Origin of the sequence: Pseudomonas sp. HS6-2, from assembly GCF_049325675.2 — a bacterium.
Taxonomy (GTDB): domain Bacteria; phylum Pseudomonadota; class Gammaproteobacteria; order Pseudomonadales; family Pseudomonadaceae; genus Aquipseudomonas; species Aquipseudomonas putida_N.
Window position 1 is genome coordinate 2,202,056 of sequence record NZ_CM143906.1, and the last position, 19,969, is coordinate 2,222,024.

Annotated in this window: 20 protein-coding genes; 16 read left to right on the forward strand and 4 right to left on the reverse strand. The window is 61.8% G+C overall.

Annotated elements, in window-relative coordinates:
* Nucleotides 1-306: 306 nt before the first annotated feature.
* The 6 genes from ACOKS3_RS10260 (at nt 307) to ACOKS3_RS10285 (ending at nt 5,748) form a co-directional block, all read left to right on the forward strand.
* A complete protein-coding gene (locus ACOKS3_RS10260) occupies nt 307-543 on the forward strand; it encodes a ferredoxin (RefSeq protein ID WP_046785909.1) in 237 nt (78 codons plus the stop codon).
* A 51-nt stretch (nt 544-594) separates the two neighbouring features.
* Complete coding sequence (locus ACOKS3_RS10265) at nt 595-1,353, forward strand: SDR family NAD(P)-dependent oxidoreductase (protein ID WP_046785910.1); 759 nt, start codon at nt 595-597, stop codon at nt 1,351-1,353.
* Nucleotides 1,354-1,419: 66 nt separating this feature from the next.
* On the forward strand, nt 1,420-2,370 hold the full coding sequence (locus ACOKS3_RS10270) for a VOC family protein (RefSeq protein ID WP_046786388.1): 951 nt from the start codon (nt 1,420-1,422) through the stop codon (nt 2,368-2,370).
* A 1-nt stretch (nt 2,371) separates the two neighbouring features.
* Nucleotides 2,372-3,256: a fumarylacetoacetate hydrolase family protein gene (locus ACOKS3_RS10275; RefSeq protein ID WP_075045767.1), complete on the forward strand. Its 885-nt coding sequence runs from the start codon at nt 2,372-2,374 to the stop codon at nt 3,254-3,256.
* A 33-nt stretch (nt 3,257-3,289) separates the two neighbouring features.
* A complete protein-coding gene (locus tag ACOKS3_RS10280) occupies nt 3,290-4,870 on the forward strand; it encodes an MFS transporter (protein WP_103469843.1) in 1,581 nt (526 codons plus the stop codon).
* Between the two features lie 107 nt (nt 4,871-4,977).
* Nucleotides 4,978-5,748, forward strand: a complete 771-nt coding sequence (locus ACOKS3_RS10285) for an IclR family transcriptional regulator (protein WP_196996667.1) — start codon at nt 4,978-4,980, stop codon at nt 5,746-5,748.
* 9 nt (nt 5,749-5,757) lie between these two features.
* On the opposite strand, the gene ACOKS3_RS10290 is transcribed toward ACOKS3_RS10285, so the two are convergent.
* Together ACOKS3_RS10290 and ACOKS3_RS10295 are read right to left on the reverse strand one after the other, a co-directional pair.
* Entirely contained in the window at nt 5,758-6,948 is a 1,191-nt protein-coding gene (locus ACOKS3_RS10290; RefSeq protein WP_051095800.1) for a thiolase family protein, read from the reverse strand.
* Nucleotides 6,948-7,346 carry a Zn-ribbon domain-containing OB-fold protein gene (locus ACOKS3_RS10295; protein ID WP_046786390.1) on the reverse strand — a complete coding sequence of 133 codons (399 nt, stop codon included), beginning with the start codon at nt 7,344-7,346 and terminating at the stop codon, nt 6,948-6,950. The genes ACOKS3_RS10290 and ACOKS3_RS10295 overlap by 1 nt, the downstream gene beginning before the upstream one ends.
* Nucleotides 7,347-7,481: 135 nt before the next feature.
* Here ACOKS3_RS10295 and ACOKS3_RS10300 point away from each other — a divergent pair, with 135 nt between their 5' ends.
* From ACOKS3_RS10300 to ACOKS3_RS10315, 4 genes are all read left to right on the forward strand, one after another.
* The gene (locus ACOKS3_RS10300) at nt 7,482-8,183 is read left to right on the forward strand and encodes an SDR family NAD(P)-dependent oxidoreductase (protein WP_051095697.1); all 702 of its coding nucleotides are present in this window, start codon (nt 7,482-7,484) and stop codon (nt 8,181-8,183) included.
* Entirely contained in the window at nt 8,180-9,181 is a 1,002-nt protein-coding gene (locus tag ACOKS3_RS10305; RefSeq protein WP_051095696.1) for a fumarylacetoacetate hydrolase family protein, read from the forward strand. The genes ACOKS3_RS10300 and ACOKS3_RS10305 overlap by 4 nt, the downstream gene beginning before the upstream one ends.
* A 111-nt stretch (nt 9,182-9,292) precedes the next feature.
* Nucleotides 9,293-10,693 carry an aromatic ring-hydroxylating dioxygenase subunit alpha gene (locus ACOKS3_RS10310; RefSeq protein WP_051095695.1) on the forward strand — a complete coding sequence of 467 codons (1,401 nt, stop codon included), beginning with the start codon at nt 9,293-9,295 and terminating at the stop codon, nt 10,691-10,693.
* A gap of 95 nt (nt 10,694-10,788) precedes the next feature.
* Nucleotides 10,789-11,364: an aromatic-ring-hydroxylating dioxygenase subunit beta gene (locus ACOKS3_RS10315; RefSeq protein WP_051095694.1), complete on the forward strand. Its 576-nt coding sequence runs from the start codon at nt 10,789-10,791 to the stop codon at nt 11,362-11,364.
* Nucleotides 11,365-11,391: 27 nt separating this feature from the next.
* Here ACOKS3_RS10315 and ACOKS3_RS10320 read toward each other — a convergent pair whose 3' ends face one another.
* Complete coding sequence (locus ACOKS3_RS10320; protein ID WP_051095693.1) at nt 11,392-12,135, reverse strand: DUF2889 domain-containing protein; 744 nt, start codon at nt 12,133-12,135, stop codon at nt 11,392-11,394.
* A gap of 99 nt (nt 12,136-12,234) precedes the next feature.
* Here ACOKS3_RS10320 and ACOKS3_RS10325 point away from each other — a divergent pair, with 99 nt between their 5' ends.
* The gene (locus ACOKS3_RS10325; RefSeq protein WP_051095692.1) at nt 12,235-13,035 is read left to right on the forward strand and encodes an SDR family NAD(P)-dependent oxidoreductase; all 801 of its coding nucleotides are present in this window, start codon (nt 12,235-12,237) and stop codon (nt 13,033-13,035) included.
* A 54-nt stretch (nt 13,036-13,089) separates the two neighbouring features.
* Here ACOKS3_RS10325 and ACOKS3_RS10330 read toward each other — a convergent pair whose 3' ends face one another.
* Nucleotides 13,090-14,721: an ATP-dependent acyl-CoA ligase gene (locus tag ACOKS3_RS10330; protein WP_051095691.1), complete on the reverse strand. Its 1,632-nt coding sequence runs from the start codon at nt 14,719-14,721 to the stop codon at nt 13,090-13,092.
* A gap of 183 nt (nt 14,722-14,904) precedes the next feature.
* Between ACOKS3_RS10330 and ACOKS3_RS10335 the strand changes: the two genes are divergently transcribed.
* From ACOKS3_RS10335 to ACOKS3_RS10355, 5 genes are all read left to right on the forward strand, one after another.
* A complete protein-coding gene (locus tag ACOKS3_RS10335) occupies nt 14,905-15,642 on the forward strand; it encodes a TetR/AcrR family transcriptional regulator (RefSeq protein ID WP_051095690.1) in 738 nt (245 codons plus the stop codon).
* A 321-nt stretch (nt 15,643-15,963) separates the two neighbouring features.
* Nucleotides 15,964-17,028 (forward strand): amidohydrolase family protein, encoded by a 1,065-nt coding sequence (locus ACOKS3_RS10340; RefSeq protein WP_051095689.1) that lies wholly within the window; start codon nt 15,964-15,966, stop codon nt 17,026-17,028.
* Nucleotides 17,028-17,894 carry a fumarylacetoacetate hydrolase family protein gene (locus tag ACOKS3_RS10345; protein ID WP_051095688.1) on the forward strand — a complete coding sequence of 289 codons (867 nt, stop codon included), beginning with the start codon at nt 17,028-17,030 and terminating at the stop codon, nt 17,892-17,894. Before ACOKS3_RS10340 ends, ACOKS3_RS10345 begins: the two co-directional genes overlap by 1 nt.
* Nucleotides 17,891-18,796: a 3-hydroxyacyl-CoA dehydrogenase gene (locus tag ACOKS3_RS10350; protein ID WP_051095687.1), complete on the forward strand. Its 906-nt coding sequence runs from the start codon at nt 17,891-17,893 to the stop codon at nt 18,794-18,796. The genes ACOKS3_RS10345 and ACOKS3_RS10350 overlap by 4 nt, the downstream gene beginning before the upstream one ends.
* Nucleotides 18,793-19,968 (forward strand): thiolase family protein, encoded by a 1,176-nt coding sequence (locus ACOKS3_RS10355; RefSeq protein WP_051095686.1) that lies wholly within the window; start codon nt 18,793-18,795, stop codon nt 19,966-19,968. Before ACOKS3_RS10350 ends, ACOKS3_RS10355 begins: the two co-directional genes overlap by 4 nt.
* The last annotated feature ends 1 nt before the right edge of the window (nt 19,969 follow it).

Below are 19,969 nucleotides of genomic sequence, written 5' to 3' on the forward strand. Positions count from 1 at the left end.
AGTTGGCTTCCTTGTAGGTTTTGTTGAGCCAAACACTGCATTTTTTGTGTGAAAACCGTGATTTCCGGTTTGTCCAGCACAGCCGTATGACTCACAGACAAACGAATGTGCTGCGCTGCGCACCCAGTTGAATCACCCTCGGTCACGCCATGTTCAACATCGCGCTGACCGCAGAGCGTTTGCCAGGGCGCAACCGTGGTTCACTGCTGCAACTGAGGCCGAGCATATCCTCGCTAAAAATAAATTGCACATAAAATAAATAAGTGTTCATAATTTGCTGAGACTGAACCTGATAAGGAGAAAAAAATGAGTTCAGAAAAAGCGCAGTTCAAAGCTGTTGCCGACCGTAGCCGCTGCTGTGGTTACGGCCTGTGCGCCACCATTTGCCCCAGTGTGTACAAGCTCGATGCCGACGGCCTGGTGTACTTCGATGACGCTCGGGTACCCCCCGAACTTGAAGAAGATGCCCGCGAGGGCGCTGCTGCTTGCCCGGCCGAAGCAGTATGGCTGGAGCCCATCGACGCCCAAGACTGCCCCGCTTGAGTACACACTCACTTGAGAGGGTGTCATTACCAACGAGTTGAGGAGGTGCTGATGGGACGTTTACACAACAAGGTGGCCCTGATTACCGGCACCGGAGGCGGCCAAGGCCGTGCGGCAGCGCTGCGCTTTGCCCGTGAAGGGGCGATCGTGGTCGGGTGCGACTTCAATGCCGAGGGCCACGAACAGACCCGTGCCCTGATGAGCGACGAGGGGTTTACCTTGTATGGCACTGCCCCCGTGGACCTGGGCGATCACGAGCAGGCCAGGGCGTGGATCGAGGCGGCCGTCGCCGAGCACGGGCGCATTGATGTTCTCTACAACAACGCTTCAGCAGCGCGCTTCGGCCTGGTGAGTGAGCTGTCGATCGAAGACTGGCAGTACACCCTGCGTAATGAAATCGACCTGCTGTTCTATACCACCAAGTACGCCTGGGCATACCTGGCCGAGCAGCGCGGAGTGATTATCAACGTTTCTTCCACTGCGGCGTGGGGCGGTTCGAAGGTGGCCGGTATCAGTGCCCACGCGGCAGCCAAAGGCGCGGTAGTGTCGTTTACCCGGCAATTGGCCGTGGAGGGAGCAGCCGTCGGTATTCGTGCCATCAGCCTGAGTCCTGGCTTCGTCGCCACGCCTGGCACTCAAGCGTTTCTGGAAAACCCCAAGGCCCGCGCCATGCTGCTCGACGGTGTGCTGATGGATCGCCCCGGCGAACCTGAAGAGGTGGTGGCGCTGGCGGTGTTCGTGGCTTCCGAAGAGGCCTCCTTCATTACCGGTTCGGACTTTGTCATAGACGGCGGGCTGCTGGCGGTCTAGCCCTGCTGCGACAGCGCGAGCGATAGTTGGCATCGTTTCATCTCGAACAAGAACAAGGTGAACAAATTGGACATCATTGGTATCGGTTATATGGGCTTCGAAACCCCTGATCTTGACGCCTGGCGCGAGTATGGCCCGCAGGTGATGGGCTTTGGTATCGGCAAAAATCCGCCCGGCGACCCGGCGTCGCTGTATTTCAGAATCGATGATCGCCGTCACCGCTTCGCATTCCATCCGGGTAAGGTGGACCGCATCGCGTATATCGGCTGGGAAGCCATCGGGCGCATGGCGTTCGAGGATGGGATCAGGAAGCTCGAGGCCGCCAACGTGGCCTACACCCGTGGTGACGCGCAGCTGTGCGAGACCCGCGGCGTGCGTGAGGTGGTGCGTTTTCGTGACCCGGTCGGCTACCAACATGAGTTGTTTTACGGACAGAAATGGCTGCCGCGTTCATTTCAGCCAGGGCGCCCCCACAGCGGCTTTCTGGCCGACGAGCGCGGTGCAGGGCACGTAGTGCTGATCACTCCGGAGTACACCCCGGAACTTGAAGACTTCCTGCTCAATGTCATGGGCTTCAGCTGGTATGGCGCGGGAGCGGGCAAGGGGCGTACCGGCTTCTTCCGCTCCCGGCTCAACCATCACACCAGCCACGACATCGCCTATGGCCATGGGCCCGGGCGAATGGGCGTCCAGCACGTCGGGCTGTTCGTTCGCAACGTGCGTGATGTGGGCGAGACCTACGATATCGTGCGCCAGCGCGAACTGCCGATGATGATGACGCTCGGCCAGCATGCGCAAGACCCGCACCTGTCCTTCTATCACTACAACCCCTCGGGTTTTGCCTTCGAAACCATTGCTGAAATCGAGCCGTGGCAAGGCGACCCCTACGAGCTGAACCCCGAAAAACTGAGCCTGTGGGGCCACGAGATGGTGGGGCCCATCCTGGGACCGAGTGTCAAGACTCCCGAAGAGGTCCATGACGCCGAGTATCTGCCTACCTACCTGGCCCGGCAGTGACATGCGCCTGGCGCGGATCGAGCTGGGCGGGCAGGCGTTCTGGGCATTGGTAGACGCCAGCAGCGAGCACTGCAGGCAGGTTCGGGCGCCGTTCGCGTGCTGGGCGCGGCTGGGCGCGGGGCTGCACCTGGACGCTCTGGACCTGGCTGGCGAACGCCTGCCGTTGGCCCGGGCACGTTTGCTGCCGCCATTGGAACCGGGCAGCCGCGTGTTCGGCGTGGGCCTGAACTACCTGAGCCACCTCGAACGCCTGGGCAGTCAGGCCCCGGCACACCCACTGGCCTACCTCAAGCCCGAGTCGGCCTTGGTCGGGGCCAATGACCCGATCAGGTATTCGCCGCTGACCAGGCAACTGGATTACGAGGTGGAGCTGGTGGCGGTAGTGGGGCGAGCGCTGCAGGATGAACCCCGCGCCAGCGCCTGCCTTCTGGGTTTCACTGTGGGTAACGACATCAGTGCACGCGATGCGGGCCAGCAGATCGGGCGGCTCGACCTACTGACCCAGAAGGCCATGGACTGCACCACGCCCGCAGGGCCGTGGATCGTGACGGCTGACGAGCTGGGCGGCGAGCAGCAGCCTGCGCTGGAGATGCGCCTGAGCGTCAATGACGAAGTACGCCAACACGACAATACCCAGCACATGATCTTCCCCCTGGACGAGCTGCTCAATTACCTGGATGCACGGATCAAGCTGCGCCCCGGCGACCTGGTGTTCACTGGCTCCACGCACGGGGTGGGCCTGGAAAGCGGGCGCTTCCTGCAACCGGGTGACCAGGTGGTGGCGCAAATCTCCGGCATCGGCCAGCTGCGCAATACCATTGCTGCGCCGTGCCCGCTCGGCCCGGCCCGCGCGGTGGGGCGCCTGGGGCTGCCGCTGGATCACTAAACCCTGATGGGCTAGACGTTCTAAGGAGCAATGATGAGCGAGGGTTCGGCGTGGGCGCCATTTCGCAACCGGGCCTTTCGGGGCTTGTGGCTGGCCGGTGCGGTGGTGAATCTGGCGATCTGGATGCAGACGGTCGGCGCAGCGTGGATCATGACCACGCTTACCGCCTCACCAATCATGGTGTCGCTGGTGCAAAGCGCGGTGACACTGCCGGTCTTTCTATTCGCACTGCCGGGCGGGGTGCTCGCCGACCTGGTCGACCGACGTCGCTGGCTGATCGTCACCCAGTGCCTGATGGTGTTCGCGGCCATCATGCTCAGCCTGTTGGCCGGGTTCGAGCGCCTCGAAGCCTGGGGGCTGCTGGCTTTCACCTTCGTGCTGGGCACCGGCAGCGCGCTGGGTATGGCGGCGTGGATGGTGACCATGATCAGCGTGCTGTCGCGTGATCAGGTACCGGCAGCGGTCGCCCTGAATGGCATTGCGGTCAACGCCACCCGTGCCCTGGGGCCGGCCTTGGCCGGGGCGTTGATTGCCTACTGGAACAACACGTCTGTGTTCGTGCTGATCGCGCTGTGCATGGGCGCCGTGATGTTCTTTCTGTTGCGCCTGGCGCCGGCACCGCCTGTCCACGGGCTTCCGCCGGAAACCCTGATAGGCGGTATGCGCAGCGGGCTGCGCTACATTCGCCATTCGGCGGTACTGTCCAGCGCAATGCAGCAGGTGCTGGTGTTCACTGCCAGCGCCAGTGCTCTGTGGGCGCTGATGCCCCTGGTTGCGCGCCAGCAACTGGGCATGGGCGCCGGTGGCTACGGCCTGCTGATGGCATTCCTGGGGGCGGGGGCGGTACTGGCTGCACTGAACTCACCTCGCCTGCATCGCAGGCTCGGCCTGCGTCAACTGATTGCCTGCGGTACCGCCGCCTTTGCCGCCGCCGCGCTGGCCGCTGCGTTGTCGAGCAACCGCTACCTAGTGTGCGTCATGATGCTGTGTGCCGGGTTCGGCTGGATGGCGGTCAACGCCACGCTCTCTTCGGTGGTGCAGACTTATGCCGCCAACTGGGTGCGCGCCCGCGTAGCGTCGATGTACGTATTGACCCTGATGGGCGCGATGGCCTTCGGTGGCGCCGCCTGGGGGGTGCTGGCCGAGTATGCGGGGCTGCAGGCAAGCCTGCTGGTTTCGACGCTGTGCCTGTTCGCCGGGGTGCTACTGACGCGTAACGGCCGTGTGGAACTGGGCCAAGAAGCCGACTTTGCACAGGCGCCGCTGACCGACAACCTTCAATTGCAGGCCCCAGTGGCGCACGCCGACGGGCCGGTTTCGGTGGAGGTGATATACGAGGTGCCTGCGCCGCAGCGAGATGATTTTCTGTTGGCGGTGTATGCGGTAGGCAAGGCGCGGCGGCGCAATGGCGCGCAGAACTGGCGGCTCTACCGCGACATGGCCGAGACGCAACGCTACAGCGAACGGTTCATCGTCGAGTCCTGGCTCGACTACTTGCGCCAGCAGGTGCGGGTGACCCAGGCCGACCTGGCTCTGGAAGGGCTTTTGCAGCAGTTTCGCCGCGAAGACCTGCAAACCCGCCGGCTGATCTACCAGCCGCCGCTGAACCCATAGGCTCCGGATCGCGGTAAATTCCCATGTAAAACTTTACGGGGCGAGTAATTCTCAGGCTAGAATGTTGGTAACAACTAGTTACCGGACGCAGTATGGACACTTCAGACATGAGCGACACCGCCAAATCGGCCAATGCAACCCTCGTCAAGCCGGTATCCAACGCCATACGCATCCTGCGTCATCTGAGCCAGGTCGGCAAACCTGAACGCTCCTTGGATATCGCCCGGCAGCTTTCCATCAACCCCAGTACCTGCTTCAACATCCTGCGTACCCTGGTGCAGGAGGATGTGGTCGATTTCAGCCCGCTGTCCAAACGCTACTCAGTGGGCTCCGGCCTGGCGCGCCTGGTGGAGCAACTGGTGACTCAGGGTCATCGCGTGCAGATGGCCAAGCCGTTGTTACAGAACCTTGCGTCGCGGCTGCGGGTGACCATCACGCTGTGGCGCAAGATGAGTCCGGACCGGATCGTGATCGTCAGCTCCGCGGCCAGCCCCACCGATGTGCGCATCGACATGGCCGAAGGCCAACGACTGCCGATCCTGATGGGCGCAAGCGGGCGACTGTTCGCCACTCAGCTCGACATGCACGACCCGCTGGTGGAAAGTAATTTCGAGAAGATCCGCTGGGCCCGGCCGTTGTCTCTGGAAAATTACCGCGAGGACGTCAAAGTGGCTGCCGAGCGCGGCTGGGCGATGGACGATGGGCATTTTTCCGGCGGTATCCTGGCCGTGGCAGCGCCGATCTATTCTCCTTCCAACAGCATCGAGTTCACCGTTTCGGCGGTGATGTTCCGCGGCCAGCGCGACGAAGAGGGCCTTGCCGAGATGGGCAAGGCGCTGATCGAGTTCTGCAACGAAGTGGCCTGCGTACTCTACTGAACCCCGTCGCTATTCGCGTACCAACAGTAAGCTGCCCCCCAGCGGGCCGCCGCCTGCGGCCACCGTACTGACGCCATGGTCGCGGGTTTGCCGGCCTTCGGCGCGCCCCCACAGTTGCAGGCACGCCTCGTGCACATAGCCCAGCCCGTGGGTGCGCCCGCCTGACAACTGCCCGCCATTGGTGTTGATCGGCAAGCTGCCTTGCAGCGCGATACGCCCTCCACCTTCGACAAAGGACCCGCTTTCACCCACCGGGCACAGACCCAGGGCTTCCAGCCAGATCAGGGTCAGGATTGAGAAGCCGTCGTACAGCTGCGCTGAGCCGACGTCCTGCGGGGTGTAGTCGGTGCGCGCCCACATCATCTGGCCGACATCGAAGGCGGCCATCCGGGTCAGTGAAATCTGGTCCCACGACCAGGGCTGGTTCAGCGCGGCGCCCATCGCCTCGATGCGGATCGGCCTGTTCGGCAGATCCTGGGCGACATCGCGATGCGACAGGATGATCGCGGTAGAGGCATCGCAGTGCACATCGCAGTCGAACAGGCGCAGGGGCGAGGAGATCATCCGCGCGTTCATGTAGTCGTCCATCGTCATGGGCGTGCGGTACACCGCCTTGGGGTTGCGCATGGCATTGCGTCGGCAGGTGAGGGCGATCTGTGCCAGTTGCTCGGGGCGGGTGCCGTACTCGTGAAAATGGCGCTGGGCATACAGGGCCATCAGGTTGATTCCCGAATGCACATTGAATGGGGTGAACCATTGCCAGGCGTAGCTGTTGTCGCGGCCCTGGGTTTTGGCGGTCAAGGCGCCGGCCTGGCGGTTGACTGCGCGTGCCGAGGCTTCGGTGATGGTGCGGAACACCAGCACATGCTTGCATAACCCGGCGGCGATCGCCATCGCCCCGTTGATCACCCCAGCCAGGGGACCCGGTCCTTCGTAGCCTGCGCCAAACCAGTTGACGTTGAGCCCCAGTGCACTCTTCAGTGCGCTGGGCCCCACCGGGGAAAACGGGTCGCCATTGTTGTTGTCGCCGGGCCAGCAGGCCACCCCGTCGATATCGCTGCGTTGCAGCCCAGCGTCGGCAATCGCTTGCAGGCACGCATCGAGGGTCAGACGCATGGCTGATTTGTCCGACGGCCGGCCGACTTCCGACTGGCCGATGCCGGTGATGGCCACGTCTTTTTCGTAACGGTGATCGAACATCATTGAGCCCTCTCGAACAGGGGCAGCCACACGTCCTCGACATTGAGGAAACTGACCCGAACCGGCATGTCGATGTGCACATCCGTGACCGGCATGCCCACTACGTTGCTGATGAACTGCAAGCCGGCCTGTTCGGCGAGTTCGATGATCGCCACCACGTAGGGCACCTCTAGGTCGGGCGTCCAACCCTGATAGTTGATGGTGAAGCTGAGCACCTTGCCCCGGCCAGACACCACTTCGGGGCCCACCTCAAAGCTGGCGCACTGCGGGCAGAGCGGAGCAGGCGGGTGAAAGTAGCGGCTGCACGCGGCGCAGCGGTGGATCAGTAACTGGCCCGTTTCACCGCCTTGCCAGAAGGCGCGGTTGTCGGCGTTCAGTGCAGGGAGTTTTCTAGGCATCAGCAGTCCGTGGTGAATGTTTGACATGGAGTCACACAGTATCATTTGCACATATTTTGGAAAAGTGTCATATATTGGCTCAGGCGAAAGCACGAATCGACCGTTCGCGCGGTAAAACAACAAGAGGATTTGGCTATGTCCCAGTCATTACTGGACAAAAGGGTAGTCGTCACGGGCGGTTTCGGTGTCTTGGGCAGCGCGCTGGGCAAGTACTTGCTGGCGCAGGGCGCGCGAGTGGCCCTGCTGGACCGCAGCGAGGCACCTGCCGACCTGCTCGATACGCACAACCTGCTGCGGCTGGGCGGCGTCGATCTGACCTCGACCGAGTCGGCCGCTGCCGCCTTCGAACAGGTGGCAGCGCACTGGGGCGGCGTCGATGGCCTGGTCAATGTCGCCGGCGGGTTTGCCTGGGAAACCCTCGAGGGTGGCAGCCTGAACACCTGGGACCGTCTGTACCAGATGAACGTGCGCACCGCCGTGGTAAGCGCCCAGTCGGCGCTGGCTTACCTGCTGCAGTCCGGCGCCGGGCGAATCGTCAATGTCGGCGCGCTGGCATCGGTCAAGGCCGCTGCCGGCATGGGCGCCTATGCTGCTTCCAAGGCGGGAGTGGCCCGGCTGACCGAAGCCCTGGCCGAGGAGCTGAAAGACCGTGGTGTGACGGTGAACGCGGTATTACCTAGCATCATCGACACCCCCGCCAACCGCGCTGACATGCCTGGCGCCGACAGCAGCCGCTGGGTGACCCCGCAGGCACTGTCGGGGGTGGTCGCGTTCCTATTGTCCGATGAAGCGGCGGTCGTGACCGGCGCGTTGTTGCCTGTGAGCGGTAGGGTATGAGGCTGGTTACTTATACGGACGCCAATGGCGTTGACCGTGCCGGTGCACTGCTTGACCAGGATCGCCAGGTGCTCGATCTGCAAACGGCCTATCGGGTGATGCAAGGGGGCGACAGCCCCGTTCTGGAAAGCATCCTTGCGTTGGTCGAAGGCGGTGATGCGGCGCTGGAGCTGGCCCGCGCCCTGGTAGCCAAGGCGCCCTCGGCGGCTGTGCTGGAGCGCTCTGCGGTCAAGTTGCGAGCACCGATCCAGCCACCACCGCAAATACGCGATTGCTCCTGTTTCGAACTGCACCTGCGCCAGAGTTTTGCCGCCGCACGGCGCGCCCGAGCGCTGCGTACCGACGATCCCGAAGCGACCCTCAAGGCCATGAATACGCGTGCCGACGACCGAGTGATCGAGACCTTTAACAAGCAGCCCATCTACTACAAGGGCAATCGCTTTGCCGTGGTGGGCATCGACGATGAGTTTCAGTGGCCCAGCTTCAGCTGCGCGATGGATTTTGAGCTGGAGTTCGGCTGTTACATCGGCAAGCGGGGCAAGGACATCAGTCGTGAGGCCGCTGGCGCGCACATCGTCGGTTACACCATTTTCAACGACATGAGCGCCCGCGATGCCCAGGCTCTGGAAATGCCTGGCATGCTCGGCCCAGCCAAGAGCAAGGACTTCGACACTGCCAACATCATGGGCCCATGCCTGGTGACTGTGGATGAACTGGGAGATCCCTACGACCTTAACATGGTGGCGCGGGTTAACGGCGAGGAGTGGGGGCGTGGCAACACCCGAGACATGCGCTGGCGCTTCGAAGACGTGATCGCCCATGTTTCGCGTTCCGAGACTCTATACCCCGGCGAGTTCCTGGGCTCGGGCACGGTAGGCAACGGCTGTGGCCTGGAGCAGCTGCGCTACCTCAAGCCTGGCGATGTGGTCGAGCTGGAAATCGACGGTATCGGCATGCTGCGCACCCAGGTTGGCCGCAAGGCGGCTACTGAGGCCTGATACTGGACCGCCAAGGGTCTCTTTTTTGAACGTAAATTAAGTATACAAAAATTAATAAAGTGTCTTATATTCGTTGCGGACCCGCCGTGACACCCTGAGCAGGAGGCAATCATGCTAACAAGAACAAGCCCCGTATTGTCTGATGGAACCAAGGTCTCTGACCTCATTTACCCCAACACTCGCGAAGTGCAGATGCGCGTGCTGTCCGACCGTGAAATCTACGAGCTGGAGATGGAAAAGATCTTCGGCAAGATCTGGGTACTGCTGGGCCATGAAACGGAGATCCCTAACGCCGGGGACTTCATGGTTCGCGACCTGGGTTCTGACTCGGTGATCGTCGCCCGCGGCAAACAAGGCGAGGTCTTCGTCACCTTAAACGTGTGCCCGCACCGCGGCATGCGCATCACCACCGCCGATTGCGGCAACACTCAGATCCATAAATGCATCTACCATGGTTGGGCATTCCGTCCGAACGGGGATTTCATCGGTTCGCCGGTGGAGCGCGAGTGCATGCACGGCAAGATGATGCCTAAAGAGGAGCTGGGGCTGAAAAAGGCGCGGGTCACGTTGTACGGCGGCCTGGTGTTTGCCACCTGGAACACCGAGGGGCCGTCCTTCGAGGAGTTTCTGGGCGACGCTAAGTGGTACTACGACATGCTGTTCTGTCGTTCCGACAAGGGCATGGAAGTGCTCGGTCCGCCTCAGCGCTTCATCGTCAACGCCAACTGGAAAACCGCTGGCGAGCAGTCCGCCGCGGACGGCTTCCACACCCTGACCCTGCACCGCTGGCTGGGCGAGGTGGGCAACTATGCGAAGAAGGGCGAGGGTGAAACCGCCGACCTGAGCCCGGAAATGATCGGTGTCGAGATCAGTTCGCCGCATGGCCATGCCCTGCGTTGCATCGACCTGGCCCGCAAGATCAAGCGCCTTACCGGCCTGGATCCGGCCGAGCTGAGCGTGCAGCAGAAGCTTGAAGCACTGCCACCTGCCGGCATGACCGCCGGGATGGTCGAGCAGCTGGCACGCAACCTGAGCGACGAGCAGTTGCAGGTGCTCACCAGCATGCCTCCACAAGTGGGTGGCATGTTCCCGAATATTCTTTTTGGGTTTGTCTACATTCCACAGCCCGACGGCAGCGTCGTCGGTTCCATGACCCTGCACGCCTATGTGCCGCAAGGCCCTGACAAGTTGGAGTTCGTCAACTGGGTGTTCGCCGAGAAGGACGCGCCACCAGAGCTGCGAGACAAGATGCTCAAGCAGACCATTCAACTATTCGGCACCTCCGGCATGGTCGAGCAGGATGACTCCGATACCTGGCCGCACATGACGTTGGCCGCCAAGGGCGCGATGGGGCGTAAGAGCACCCTCAAGTATCAGGCCTGCTACGAGACGGGTGCGCCTGAAGGCTGGCCCGGCCCGGGCATCGTCAACGAAGGCTTTACCAAGGACGACACGCAGTGGCACTGGTGGCTGTACTGGCACGAACTGATGACTGCCGCGGATGAGGCATGAGCATGGGGGAGGCTCGCTTTTCGAAGCGGCCCTTCCTGTGCTGTCGCCTCAACTCGTCACCCTTCAAGTAGAAGAACAACAATGAGGAATTGCTCATGACGCAGGTTCAGCAACGCGGCGTGGAGGAGATCCAGCCTGGCTCCCCGGTCGGCACACGGCGAGTGCCGGTGGGGTCGGCGGTCTACAACGATGTAGTGACCTTCCTTTTCGAGGAGGCCACCTTGCTCGACCAGATTCGCCTTCAGGAATGGGCCGAGCGCCTGGACACCGACCTGGTTTACACAGTGCCGCTGCGCCAAACGCGCCTGGCCTCGGAACTTAAGACCACCATCGTGCGCAGTGTGCAGCACTACCACGACGACTACCGTTCGATGATGGGGCGCATCCTGCGCTTGTCCGGCAAGAGCGCCTGGGCAGAAGACCCGCCTTCGCGTACCCGCCGGCTGGTGACCAACGTGTTCGTGGAGGAAACGCAGAAGCCTGACGAGTTCGTGGTCACCAGTTACCTGTTGCTCACGCGCAGCCGTTTCAAAGACCACCACGTCGACATCATCAGCGGTGAGCGGCGCGATGTGCTGCGCCTGGGGGCGGCCGGGTTCAAGCTGGCGCGGCGCGAGGTGATTCTGGACCAGGCGGTGCTGGGCACACCCAACCTGGCCATCTTCCTCTAAAGCGTCGTGTAAAGGCCACTCGGCGTGTCACGCCGCGTGGTCACCGGGCATGGCACGCAGCCACGCCTGGTCCTGGGCGCACAATGCCTGTGGGTTGTTGCTGAAATCCAAGGTCGAGCCCTGCATACGCAGTGCCTGTTCGGCGCGGGCCGGTTGCTGGCTGTAGCAGCGACCGCTGCTGACGGCGTGGGCTTGTTCGTCGAGGTTGTAGGCGCGCCCCATCGATATAAGCGTGCAACGGCGCAGAAGCAGCGACGCTTCGGCGGTGTCTTCGCTGAGGGTGCCCAACGCCCAGCGCGCCATCCCTTCGCGAAGGTTGACCCCAGCATAGGGTGGCGGCCCTTCGATCATCGTACCGTTCACTTCCCAGCTCAGGACCTGCCCGCTGTCGCAGCTCAGACTGGCGCGGGTACGCCCGTCGATACGTGCGCCGACCTGGATCTCGTAGCGCCGCTCGCCGGCGCCGCGGGCGGCGCGCGCAATAGCCAGGCCGGCCAGGTCGAGCAGGTGGGTGCATTGATGGCTGGCGTCAGTGTGCCGGGTGACCGAATGCGCAATGCGCGCCAGTGGCATGCCTATCAGCGCCTGCAGTTGGTCGCCTGCCTGCGGGCACAGCGAATAGGGGTAGCGCAGCGCTTCGCCACCGATGGCCGTGACATGGCCGGCTGTGTGGCTGGCCCATACGCGAAAGTGGTGAAAATCATCTTCCAGGGCCGCACGAACGTGGTCTGCGTGGGCAATGATGTCTACGCGGCGTCGAAATACAGTCATCCTGGTGTCCTTTTGCAAAGGGTGTGAGGGGCGCTGAAATCAGCTATATTTGAACACTAAATACTATAATGTTCACTAAAAACAAGAAAAGGAGCGGTTATGGCCCTGCTGAACGAACAGGTCGCGCTGATTACCGGCGCAGGGGGCGGAATCGGCCGAGGCATCGCGCTGAACTTCGCCAAAGAGGGAGCTGCGGTGGTGGTCGCAGAACTGGATGAAGCCAGCGGGGAAGCGGTGGTAGCGGATCTCAAGGCGCTTGGCGCCAGGGCGGTGTTCATCCGCACGGACGTCTGCAGCAAGGCCGATATCGAAGCCGCGGTGCAACTGGCCGTAGACGAGTTCGGTGGCCTGGACATACTGGTCAACAACGCGTTTGCGCCCACGCCCAACGTGTTGCTGGAAGACAAGACCGATGCGATGCTCGCGCAGACACTGGGTTCGACCGTGTGGGCAGCCTGGTGGGCGATGAAGGCGGCGCTCCCGCACATGAAGGCGCGCGGGGGCGGCAAGATCATCAACTTCTACTCGATCGATATCGAGATCGGTGCCTGGCTGCATGGCGACTACAACACCGCAAAGTCGGCCATCGTGGGGCTGACCCGCAGCGCGGCCTCCGAATGGGGGCGCTTCAACATTCGCACCAACGCTATCGCGCCCACCGCGATGGGCGCCACCTTCCACAAGCTGGCGGCAGAGAACCCGGGGTTCGCTGAAATGTCTGCTTCCATGCGCCCGCTGGGGCGTTGTGGCGAGCCTGAGGCCGATATCGGCCCGGTGGTGGTGTTCCTGGCCAGCGAGATGTCGCGCTTCATTACCGGCGAAACCATTCACGTCGACGGCGGTCTGCACCTGCCTGGCTACAACTCTCGGCCCAAAGGCATCCCCGTGCGCGAATACTGAAGCCAATAAAAAAGCGCGGCTAGTGCCGCGCTTTTCGCGTGCTGGGTGAAGCGGCTACTTCTTGGCAACGCTGATCGAGGTAGTCTCGAGGTCCCAGGTAGTAGAGGTTTTGCCTTCGTCGCGCAGCAGGTATTTCAAAACACGGCCCTGTGGGTTCTTCGGCAAGCTGGGGCGAAACTCGATGTAGCGCGGTAGGGCGTAGTAGGGCACCGTCTCCACGGCCCAGTGGAACAGGTCTTCGGGGTGCAGCGTGGCGCCTTCATGCAAAACTGCAGTGACCTTCACGTCATCTTCGCCTTTATCGGACGGCACCGCATGTACCGCCACTTCGGCCAGGGCAGGATGCACGCCGAAGGCCGCCTCCATCTCGAAGCTGGAGATGTTTTCTCCACGGCGTCGCAGATAGTCCTTTTTGCGGTCAACAAAGTAGAAGAAGCCGTCATGATCGAACTTGCCGATGTCGCCAGTATGGAACCACATGTTGCGCATCAGCTTCTGGGTGTCTTCCGGCCGGCGCCAGTAGCCCTGGAACATGATGTCCGGGCGCAGTGGGCGTACCACGATTTCACCGGCGGTATCAGGGGGTACTTCCTGGTCAAGGTCGTCGACAATGCGTACATCGAAGTCGGCAATACGTTTGCCCGAGGAGCCGGGCGCTGCATATTCGCCGGCTGCCAGCGAGGTGATCACGCAGGCTTCGGTCAGGCCATAGCCGTTGCCACCCACCAGCGGCGTGCCGAAGCGTTCGCGCCAGATCTTCTTGGTTTCTTCGGTATAGGGGTTGCCGCGAGCGGTGTGTATTTGCCCGACGCAGCGCAACATGGCCTCGTTGTCTGGCGCCTGTGCGAGGAGCCCGCCCATGCCGCCGAGAATCGAGGCGATAGTGGCGCCCGAGCGTTCCACTTCCGGCCAGAAGCCGGACACCGAAAAGCGCGGCAGGATGGCGGCACGTGCACCCACCAGAATGCTGGCGATGATCGACACGCACAGGGCATTCATGTGGAATAGCGGCAGCGGTGTGATGGTGACGTCATCGGCACTAGCAGGTCCGGCACGCAATTGCAGGCGGGCCAGGTTACACATGAAGTTGTAGCTGATCATGCAGCCTTTGGACGGGCCGGTGGTGCCCGAGGTGTAGATCAGGCAGGCGAGATCGGAAGGTTGCGGCTTAGTGGCCAGCGGGGTGGCGTCCTGGCCGCGATAGCTGTCCAGCGCGGTAATGCGAATCGCGCACTCGGGCACGCTGTCGGGGGTGCCGCGGTGCAAAATGTGGTGCACGTCATGCAGCTGTTCTGCCAGCGGTGTGATGCGCTGCAGGTAGGCAGCTTCGCAGATCACCAGCGAGGTGCCAGTGTCGGCGATCTGGTGGCGCAGAAACTCGCCCTTGAGTGCCGTGTTGATCGGCACGCTTACTGCGCGCAGCTTGTTGATGGCCAGCCAGGTGATGACCGCATCGATATTGTTGTCGAGCATGGTCAGTACAGTTTCACCCGGCTTGATGCCGAGCGACGCCAGGGCGTTGGCCATTCTTGTCGAAAGTGAATCAACTTCACCGTATGTGTATAACTCTCCGCTGAAATCCAGCAGGATTCGCTCCGGATGCCGTGCCACCGCACGGTCTAGCGCATCAATGACCGTGTCTCGTTCTCCTACCGCCCAAGTGTCTGGATTCCCACTGCTACCCATGAGTTTTCTCCGTTTAGGCCCCGAAACTGCTGGTCTGCCTGGTTTTTGTTTTAAATAGAGAACCTGATTCTAAATGCAAAATATCAAATTGTCTTTAGCATAAAGTTGAACATATACGATTATTTGTGCGCAGATTCTGTGCTAACGTTGCCTCATCATTACTCTCCACGAGCCTGCAAGTCCATGCCAAAAAATGCTACTCAGCTGGCAGAAGCGCCTAAGGCCGCTGCCAAAACCAGAAAAAAAGCCGCACCTGACGCCCCTGCAAGCGGCGCCAAAGCCGTCAAGACCGTCGAGCGACGCAATGGCCCGGCGACGTCAGGCAATAAGGTCAAGCCCAATCGCCGTTCGGAAGAAACCATCGCCAACATCCTCAAGGCGACCGAAGAAGTGGTGCTGATGTCAGGCGCCGATCGCATTTCCATTCTCGATGTGTGCCAGGTCGCGGGTGTATCGCGCGGTACCTTTTACCGCTATTTCTCTTCCCAGGAAGACCTGCTGGACACCTTCTCACGGCACAAGCGTGAAAGCTTCCACACCTCGTTGTCGCAGGAACTGGGCCACATCAGTGACCCGGAAGCGCGGCTGAACGCACTGTTCGCCTACCTCGACAACTACCTTGAGCAAAGCCGTGCGCGGCGCCTGCTGGTGGTGGCGCCAGACTATGCGCTGGGGTTCTTTCGGCGAATTTTCCACGACTCGATCGTGCGTTTTCAGGATGGCCTGGGCATTGTCTTCGATGACTGGGACGACCGCCTGGGCGTACGCCTGGATCGGGAGCTGATCTGCGAAATGATCATTCGCTATGTGTTGAGCGAAGTCCTGGTGCCGGAGGCGGCGGGACGCCGACTATTCCCGGTACGCGTGAAAAAGCTGCTTGGCGCATTGATCATGGGGTCTACCTCGCGCACCCGCCGCTGAAACCTTCTTTCGCCATTCGGTACACCCTAAGCCCCCGTCAGTCGGGGGTTTTTTGTGGTTTGTCGAAATTCTTCTTCCTCATTTTCGCGCTTGTTGGTCAGTTCAAGCCCTCTTGCCTAGGTTGGGGCAGGCTCTGCCTCGGGGGTTTCAGGGTGGCCTGAAAATAATATGAACAGAATTTTGATTTATGCTCAAATTAATTTTAAGCTCTGGCCTAGTAGCGAGCCTTGCCGTTCCCCTTCCCGCGTCGGTTGACCGTGACCGCGCAAAGGCGCCCTGCTGCAAACCAACAAAAAAGTGCCAACCTCGAGGTACCTGCACATGCTTATCGATCTGCACGCTCACGCACCCCATCCGGGCTACTACAACCAGCACCCGCACTGGGGGCCGTTCTTCGAACAGCACGCCGATGGCGATATCAAGCTGCGGGTGGGGGAATGGATTCTGGGGCTCGGTTCGCCTGAGCGTAAGGCTGCCGTGCGTTCTGGCAACGGCCCCAAGCTTGAAGAGTATTTCGCGCGCTGGGCGGATCCGAAAGTCCGCCTGGCCGGCATGGATGCGGCAGGGCAGAACCTGCAGGTAATCTCGGTGCCGTCGCACTGCTACATGTACTGGACCGAGGCCGAGTTCGCCGTACCATTTGCACGTACCGTCAACACGACGCTGGCTGAGTACTGCTCGGCGGCCCCGGACCGCCTGATGTTCTGGGCCCACGTGCCGTTGAACGCGCCCGAGGCGGCCGCCGCCGAACTGCGCTATGCCTGTACCGAGCTGGGGGCCAAGGGCATGGTGGCCGGTGGCGCCAACTTCGGCGGGCTGGAGTTCGATTCGCCGGAGCTTGACGTGGTGTGGCGCACCCTCTGCGACTTGGACCTGCCGATGTTCATCCACGGCTACAACCAGTCGGTCACCTGGGGCAAGAACGCCAACGACGACCGTTACGAAACCACCGCCATCGTCGGCATGCAGTACGACGAAAGTCGCTGCTTCTGGAACCTGATCTGCGGTGGCGTGCTGGACCGCTTCCCCGACCTCAAGGTGTACATCACCCACGGCGGCGGCTACGTGCCGTATCAGCTTGGGCGCCTGGCCAAGACCAACGAGAACCTGGACGTCAAATACAACAAGAAGCCGTTGCTCGACTACATGAAGAACTTCTACTTCGATGTCGAATTGCACGAAGTGCCGATGCGCCAGGCGTTGGTCGATATCATCGGTGCCGACCATGTGCTGTACGGCAGCAACTTCGGCGGCAGCGATGCGGTGCGTCATGACCTGACCCATGGCCTGAAGCTTTCGGATGCCGATCTGCGCAAGATCCGCTATGAGAATGCCTGCCGCCTGCTGCATCTGGATCCCACCAAGCTGGGCAAGGTAGGTGCCTGATGAAGTTGGCACGCTGTGAGCATCCAGCGGTCGGTATTTTCTGGGCCGTGGTCGATGTCGCCCAGGACCAGGTAACCCCTATTTCCGGCGACTTCAGGGACTGGGCTCCGGGCGTGGCGGCGGGGCGGGGCATCAGCTCCGTCCGGCTCGCCGGCCCGGCGCTGGCGCTGTCGAAAGTGTGCTTGTTGCCACCGATCGAACCGATCAATCGGGTAGTGGTGGCGGGCGCCAACTATGCCAAGCACCTGGTGGAGTTCGGACTGAATGCACCGGCGCAGCCGGTCGCATTCCTCAAGGCCTACGGTGCGTTAATCGGCGCCAGGGACCCAATACGCTTTCCGCCCTTGACCGAAGAACTCGACCACGAGGTTGAACTGGTGGTGGTGATCGGTACGGGCGAGATCGACGTCGAAAACCCGATGGCCTGCGTGCTGGGCTACACCGTCGGCAACGACGTGAGTGCGCGTGACCTGCAGCGCAGCGGGCCGCCCGGCATCGGCATGGACCTGTTCGCCGCCAAGAGCCAGGACCGGACCACGGGCCTGGGCCCGTGGATCGTCACCAAGGACGAGTTTGCCGAGGGCTCCCCGCGGTTGCGCTTGACCCTGAAGGTCAATGGCGAGGTTCGCCAGGATGGTTCCACCGCGGAGATGACCTGGGACGTGGGGCAGTTAATCAGCTTTGTGCAGCAACGCTCCAGCTTTGCCACGGGCGACGTACTGTTCACCGGGTCGCCGGCGGGCGTGGGCATGGGCACAGGGCTGTATCTCAAGGAGGGCGACGTGGTTGAAGCCAGCGTCGAAGGCATCGGCACATTGCGAAATGTAGTCGGTAAAAAACCGCAGCCAATCGAGAGCCAGACATGAACACCAACAATAAAGAGAAAGTAGTGGTCGTGGGTGCTGGTTTGATGGGCACCGGCATTGCGCATGCTTTCGCCAGTTCCGGCTTCGCCACCGTCGTGGTCGATACTAAGCCGGCCTCGTTGACCCACGCGCGGGCCAGCATCGAAAAGGTCCTTGGCGATGGCGTACGTCTGGGCAAGGTCAGCGAGGAGCAGGCGCAGCAATCACTGGCTAATTTGCTGACTACCAGTGACCTGAGCGAAGCCGCTAGCGGGGCGAACTGGCTGGTGGAAACCGTCTCCGAACAACTGGCGGTGAAGAAGGCAGTCATCAGCCAGGCAGCCCCGCTGCTGGCCGCCGACGCGATCATCGCCACCAACACTTCGGCCCTGAGTGTGACCGAAATTGCCGCGTCGGTGGACAGTGCCGACCGGGTCATCGGCATGCATTTTTTCAACCCAGTGCACAAGATGAAGCTGGTGGAGCTGGTGCGTGGCCTGGCCACCAGCGACGAGGTGGTGATACGCACGCGCGCGCTGTGCGAGCAGATCGGCAAGACCTCCATCATCGTCAATGAGTCGCCAGGGCTCACCACCAGTCGCATGTCTGCGCTGCTGGGTAATGAGGCGATGTGGATGCTCCAAGAAGGCACCGCGACCGCCGAAGACATCGATACCGCACTGCGCCTGGGCTTCAATCACCCGATGGGGCCGCTGGAGCTGGGCGATCTGACCGGCTGGGATACGCGATTGTCGGTGCTGCGCTACCTGCATCAGACCCTGGGCGAGAAATTTCGCCCCTGCCCACTGATTATCAAGATGGTTGCGGCCGGACGCCTGGGGCGCAAGACAGGGCAGGGCGTGTATCGCTATGCCGATGGCAAGCAGGTTCCGGGGTCCGGCCTCAAGGCGAGTGCACTATGAACGAGGTCGTTATCGTTGATGCGGTGCGCACGCCCATCGGCAGGTTTCGTGGCAGCCTTGCGGGAGTGCGCGCCGATCATCTGGGCTCGCTGGTGATCAGCCGCTTGCTGGAGCGCGTAGATATGGCTCCTGAGCAGGTCGAAGATGTGATCTTCGGCTGTGTGACGCAGATCGGTGAGCAGTCCGCCAATATCGCCCGTACCGCATTGTTGGGTGCAGGCTGGCCGGTCAGCATTCCCGGGTTGACCATCGACCGTAAATGCGGTTCGGGTGAAGTCGCTGTGCACCTGGCCGCTGGCGCCATCGCCAGTGGCGCGGTGGATGTGGTAGTGGCCGGTGGCGCGGAAAACATGAGCCGCGTTCCGATGGGCAGCAACCGAGACCTTCACGGCGAGGCGTTCGGCTGGATGGCGGTGCAACGCTATGAATTGACCAGCCAAGGCGAGGCGGCCGAGCGGATCGTCGACCAATGGTCGCTCAGCCGCGACGCCCTGGATGACTTCGCCTTTGCCAGCCATCAGCGCGCTGCGGCCGCTTGCGACGCGGGGTATTTCGACAACGAGATCGTGCAGGTCGTGGTCGATGACCTGAAGGAGCAATCACTGGCCGAGCCGGCTGGTGTGTTGCGTCGCGATGAAACCATTCGCCGGGATACCTCGCGGGAAAAGCTGGCGACGCTCAAGACCAGCTTCCGCCCCGAGTCCGGGCGCATCACCGCAGGCAATTCTTCGCAGATCTCCGATGGTGCTGCCGCGCTGCTGCTGATGAATGCCGACACGGCGAAAAAACTTGGGCTCAAGGCGCGTGCGCGCATTCGCGCTTTCACCACGGTTGGCTCTGACCCGACCTTGATGCTGACCGGGCCGATTACTGCCACTCGCAAGGTGCTGGCCAAGGCCGGGTTGAGCATCAATGACATCGACCTGTTCGAGGTCAATGAAGCATTTGCCTCGGTGCCGCTGGCGTGGATGCTGGAAACTGGCGTAACCCATGAGAAGTTGAACGTCAACGGGGGAGCCATTGCCCTGGGACATCCGCTGGGGGCCAGCGGTGCGCGCCTGATGACCACCTTGCTCAACGAGCTTGAGCGCCGGGGTGGCCGCTTCGGCCTGCAGGCCATCTGCTGTGCCGGTGGCATGGGCACCGCCACCCTTATCGAGCGGCTCGATTAAG

Bases quoted from the DNA above. Each gene is read 5' to 3' on its own strand.
- ACOKS3_RS10260 (WP_046785909.1), top strand. From the start codon at position 307: ATGAGTTCAGAAAAAGCGCAGTTCAAAGCTGTTGCCGACCGTAGCCGC.
- ACOKS3_RS10265 (WP_046785910.1), top strand. From the start codon at position 595: ATGGGACGTTTACACAACAAGGTGGCCCTGATTACCGGCACCGGAGGC.
- ACOKS3_RS10275 (WP_075045767.1), top strand. From the start codon at position 2,372: ATGCGCCTGGCGCGGATCGAGCTGGGCGGGCAGGCGTTCTGGGCATTG.
- ACOKS3_RS10280 (WP_103469843.1), top strand. From the start codon at position 3,290: ATGAGCGAGGGTTCGGCGTGGGCGCCATTTCGCAACCGGGCCTTTCGG.
- ACOKS3_RS10285 (WP_196996667.1), top strand. From the start codon at position 4,978: ATGAGCGACACCGCCAAATCGGCCAATGCAACCCTCGTCAAGCCGGTA.
- ACOKS3_RS10290 (WP_051095800.1), bottom strand. From the start codon at position 6,948: ATGTTCGATCACCGTTACGAAAAAGACGTGGCCATCACCGGCATCGGC.
- ACOKS3_RS10295 (WP_046786390.1), bottom strand. From the start codon at position 7,346: ATGCCTAGAAAACTCCCTGCACTGAACGCCGACAACCGCGCCTTCTGG.
- ACOKS3_RS10300 (WP_051095697.1), top strand. From the start codon at position 7,482: ATGTCCCAGTCATTACTGGACAAAAGGGTAGTCGTCACGGGCGGTTTC.
- ACOKS3_RS10305 (WP_051095696.1), top strand. From the start codon at position 8,180: ATGAGGCTGGTTACTTATACGGACGCCAATGGCGTTGACCGTGCCGGT.
- ACOKS3_RS10310 (WP_051095695.1), top strand. From the start codon at position 9,293: ATGCTAACAAGAACAAGCCCCGTATTGTCTGATGGAACCAAGGTCTCT.
- ACOKS3_RS10315 (WP_051095694.1), top strand. From the start codon at position 10,789: ATGACGCAGGTTCAGCAACGCGGCGTGGAGGAGATCCAGCCTGGCTCC.
- ACOKS3_RS10320 (WP_051095693.1), bottom strand. From the start codon at position 12,135: ATGACTGTATTTCGACGCCGCGTAGACATCATTGCCCACGCAGACCAC.
- ACOKS3_RS10325 (WP_051095692.1), top strand. From the start codon at position 12,235: ATGGCCCTGCTGAACGAACAGGTCGCGCTGATTACCGGCGCAGGGGGC.
- ACOKS3_RS10330 (WP_051095691.1), bottom strand. From the start codon at position 14,721: ATGGGTAGCAGTGGGAATCCAGACACTTGGGCGGTAGGAGAACGAGAC.
- ACOKS3_RS10335 (WP_051095690.1), top strand. From the start codon at position 14,905: ATGCCAAAAAATGCTACTCAGCTGGCAGAAGCGCCTAAGGCCGCTGCC.
- ACOKS3_RS10340 (WP_051095689.1), top strand. From the start codon at position 15,964: ATGCTTATCGATCTGCACGCTCACGCACCCCATCCGGGCTACTACAAC.
- ACOKS3_RS10345 (WP_051095688.1), top strand. From the start codon at position 17,028: ATGAAGTTGGCACGCTGTGAGCATCCAGCGGTCGGTATTTTCTGGGCC.
- ACOKS3_RS10350 (WP_051095687.1), top strand. From the start codon at position 17,891: ATGAACACCAACAATAAAGAGAAAGTAGTGGTCGTGGGTGCTGGTTTG.
- ACOKS3_RS10355 (WP_051095686.1), top strand. From the start codon at position 18,793: ATGAACGAGGTCGTTATCGTTGATGCGGTGCGCACGCCCATCGGCAGG.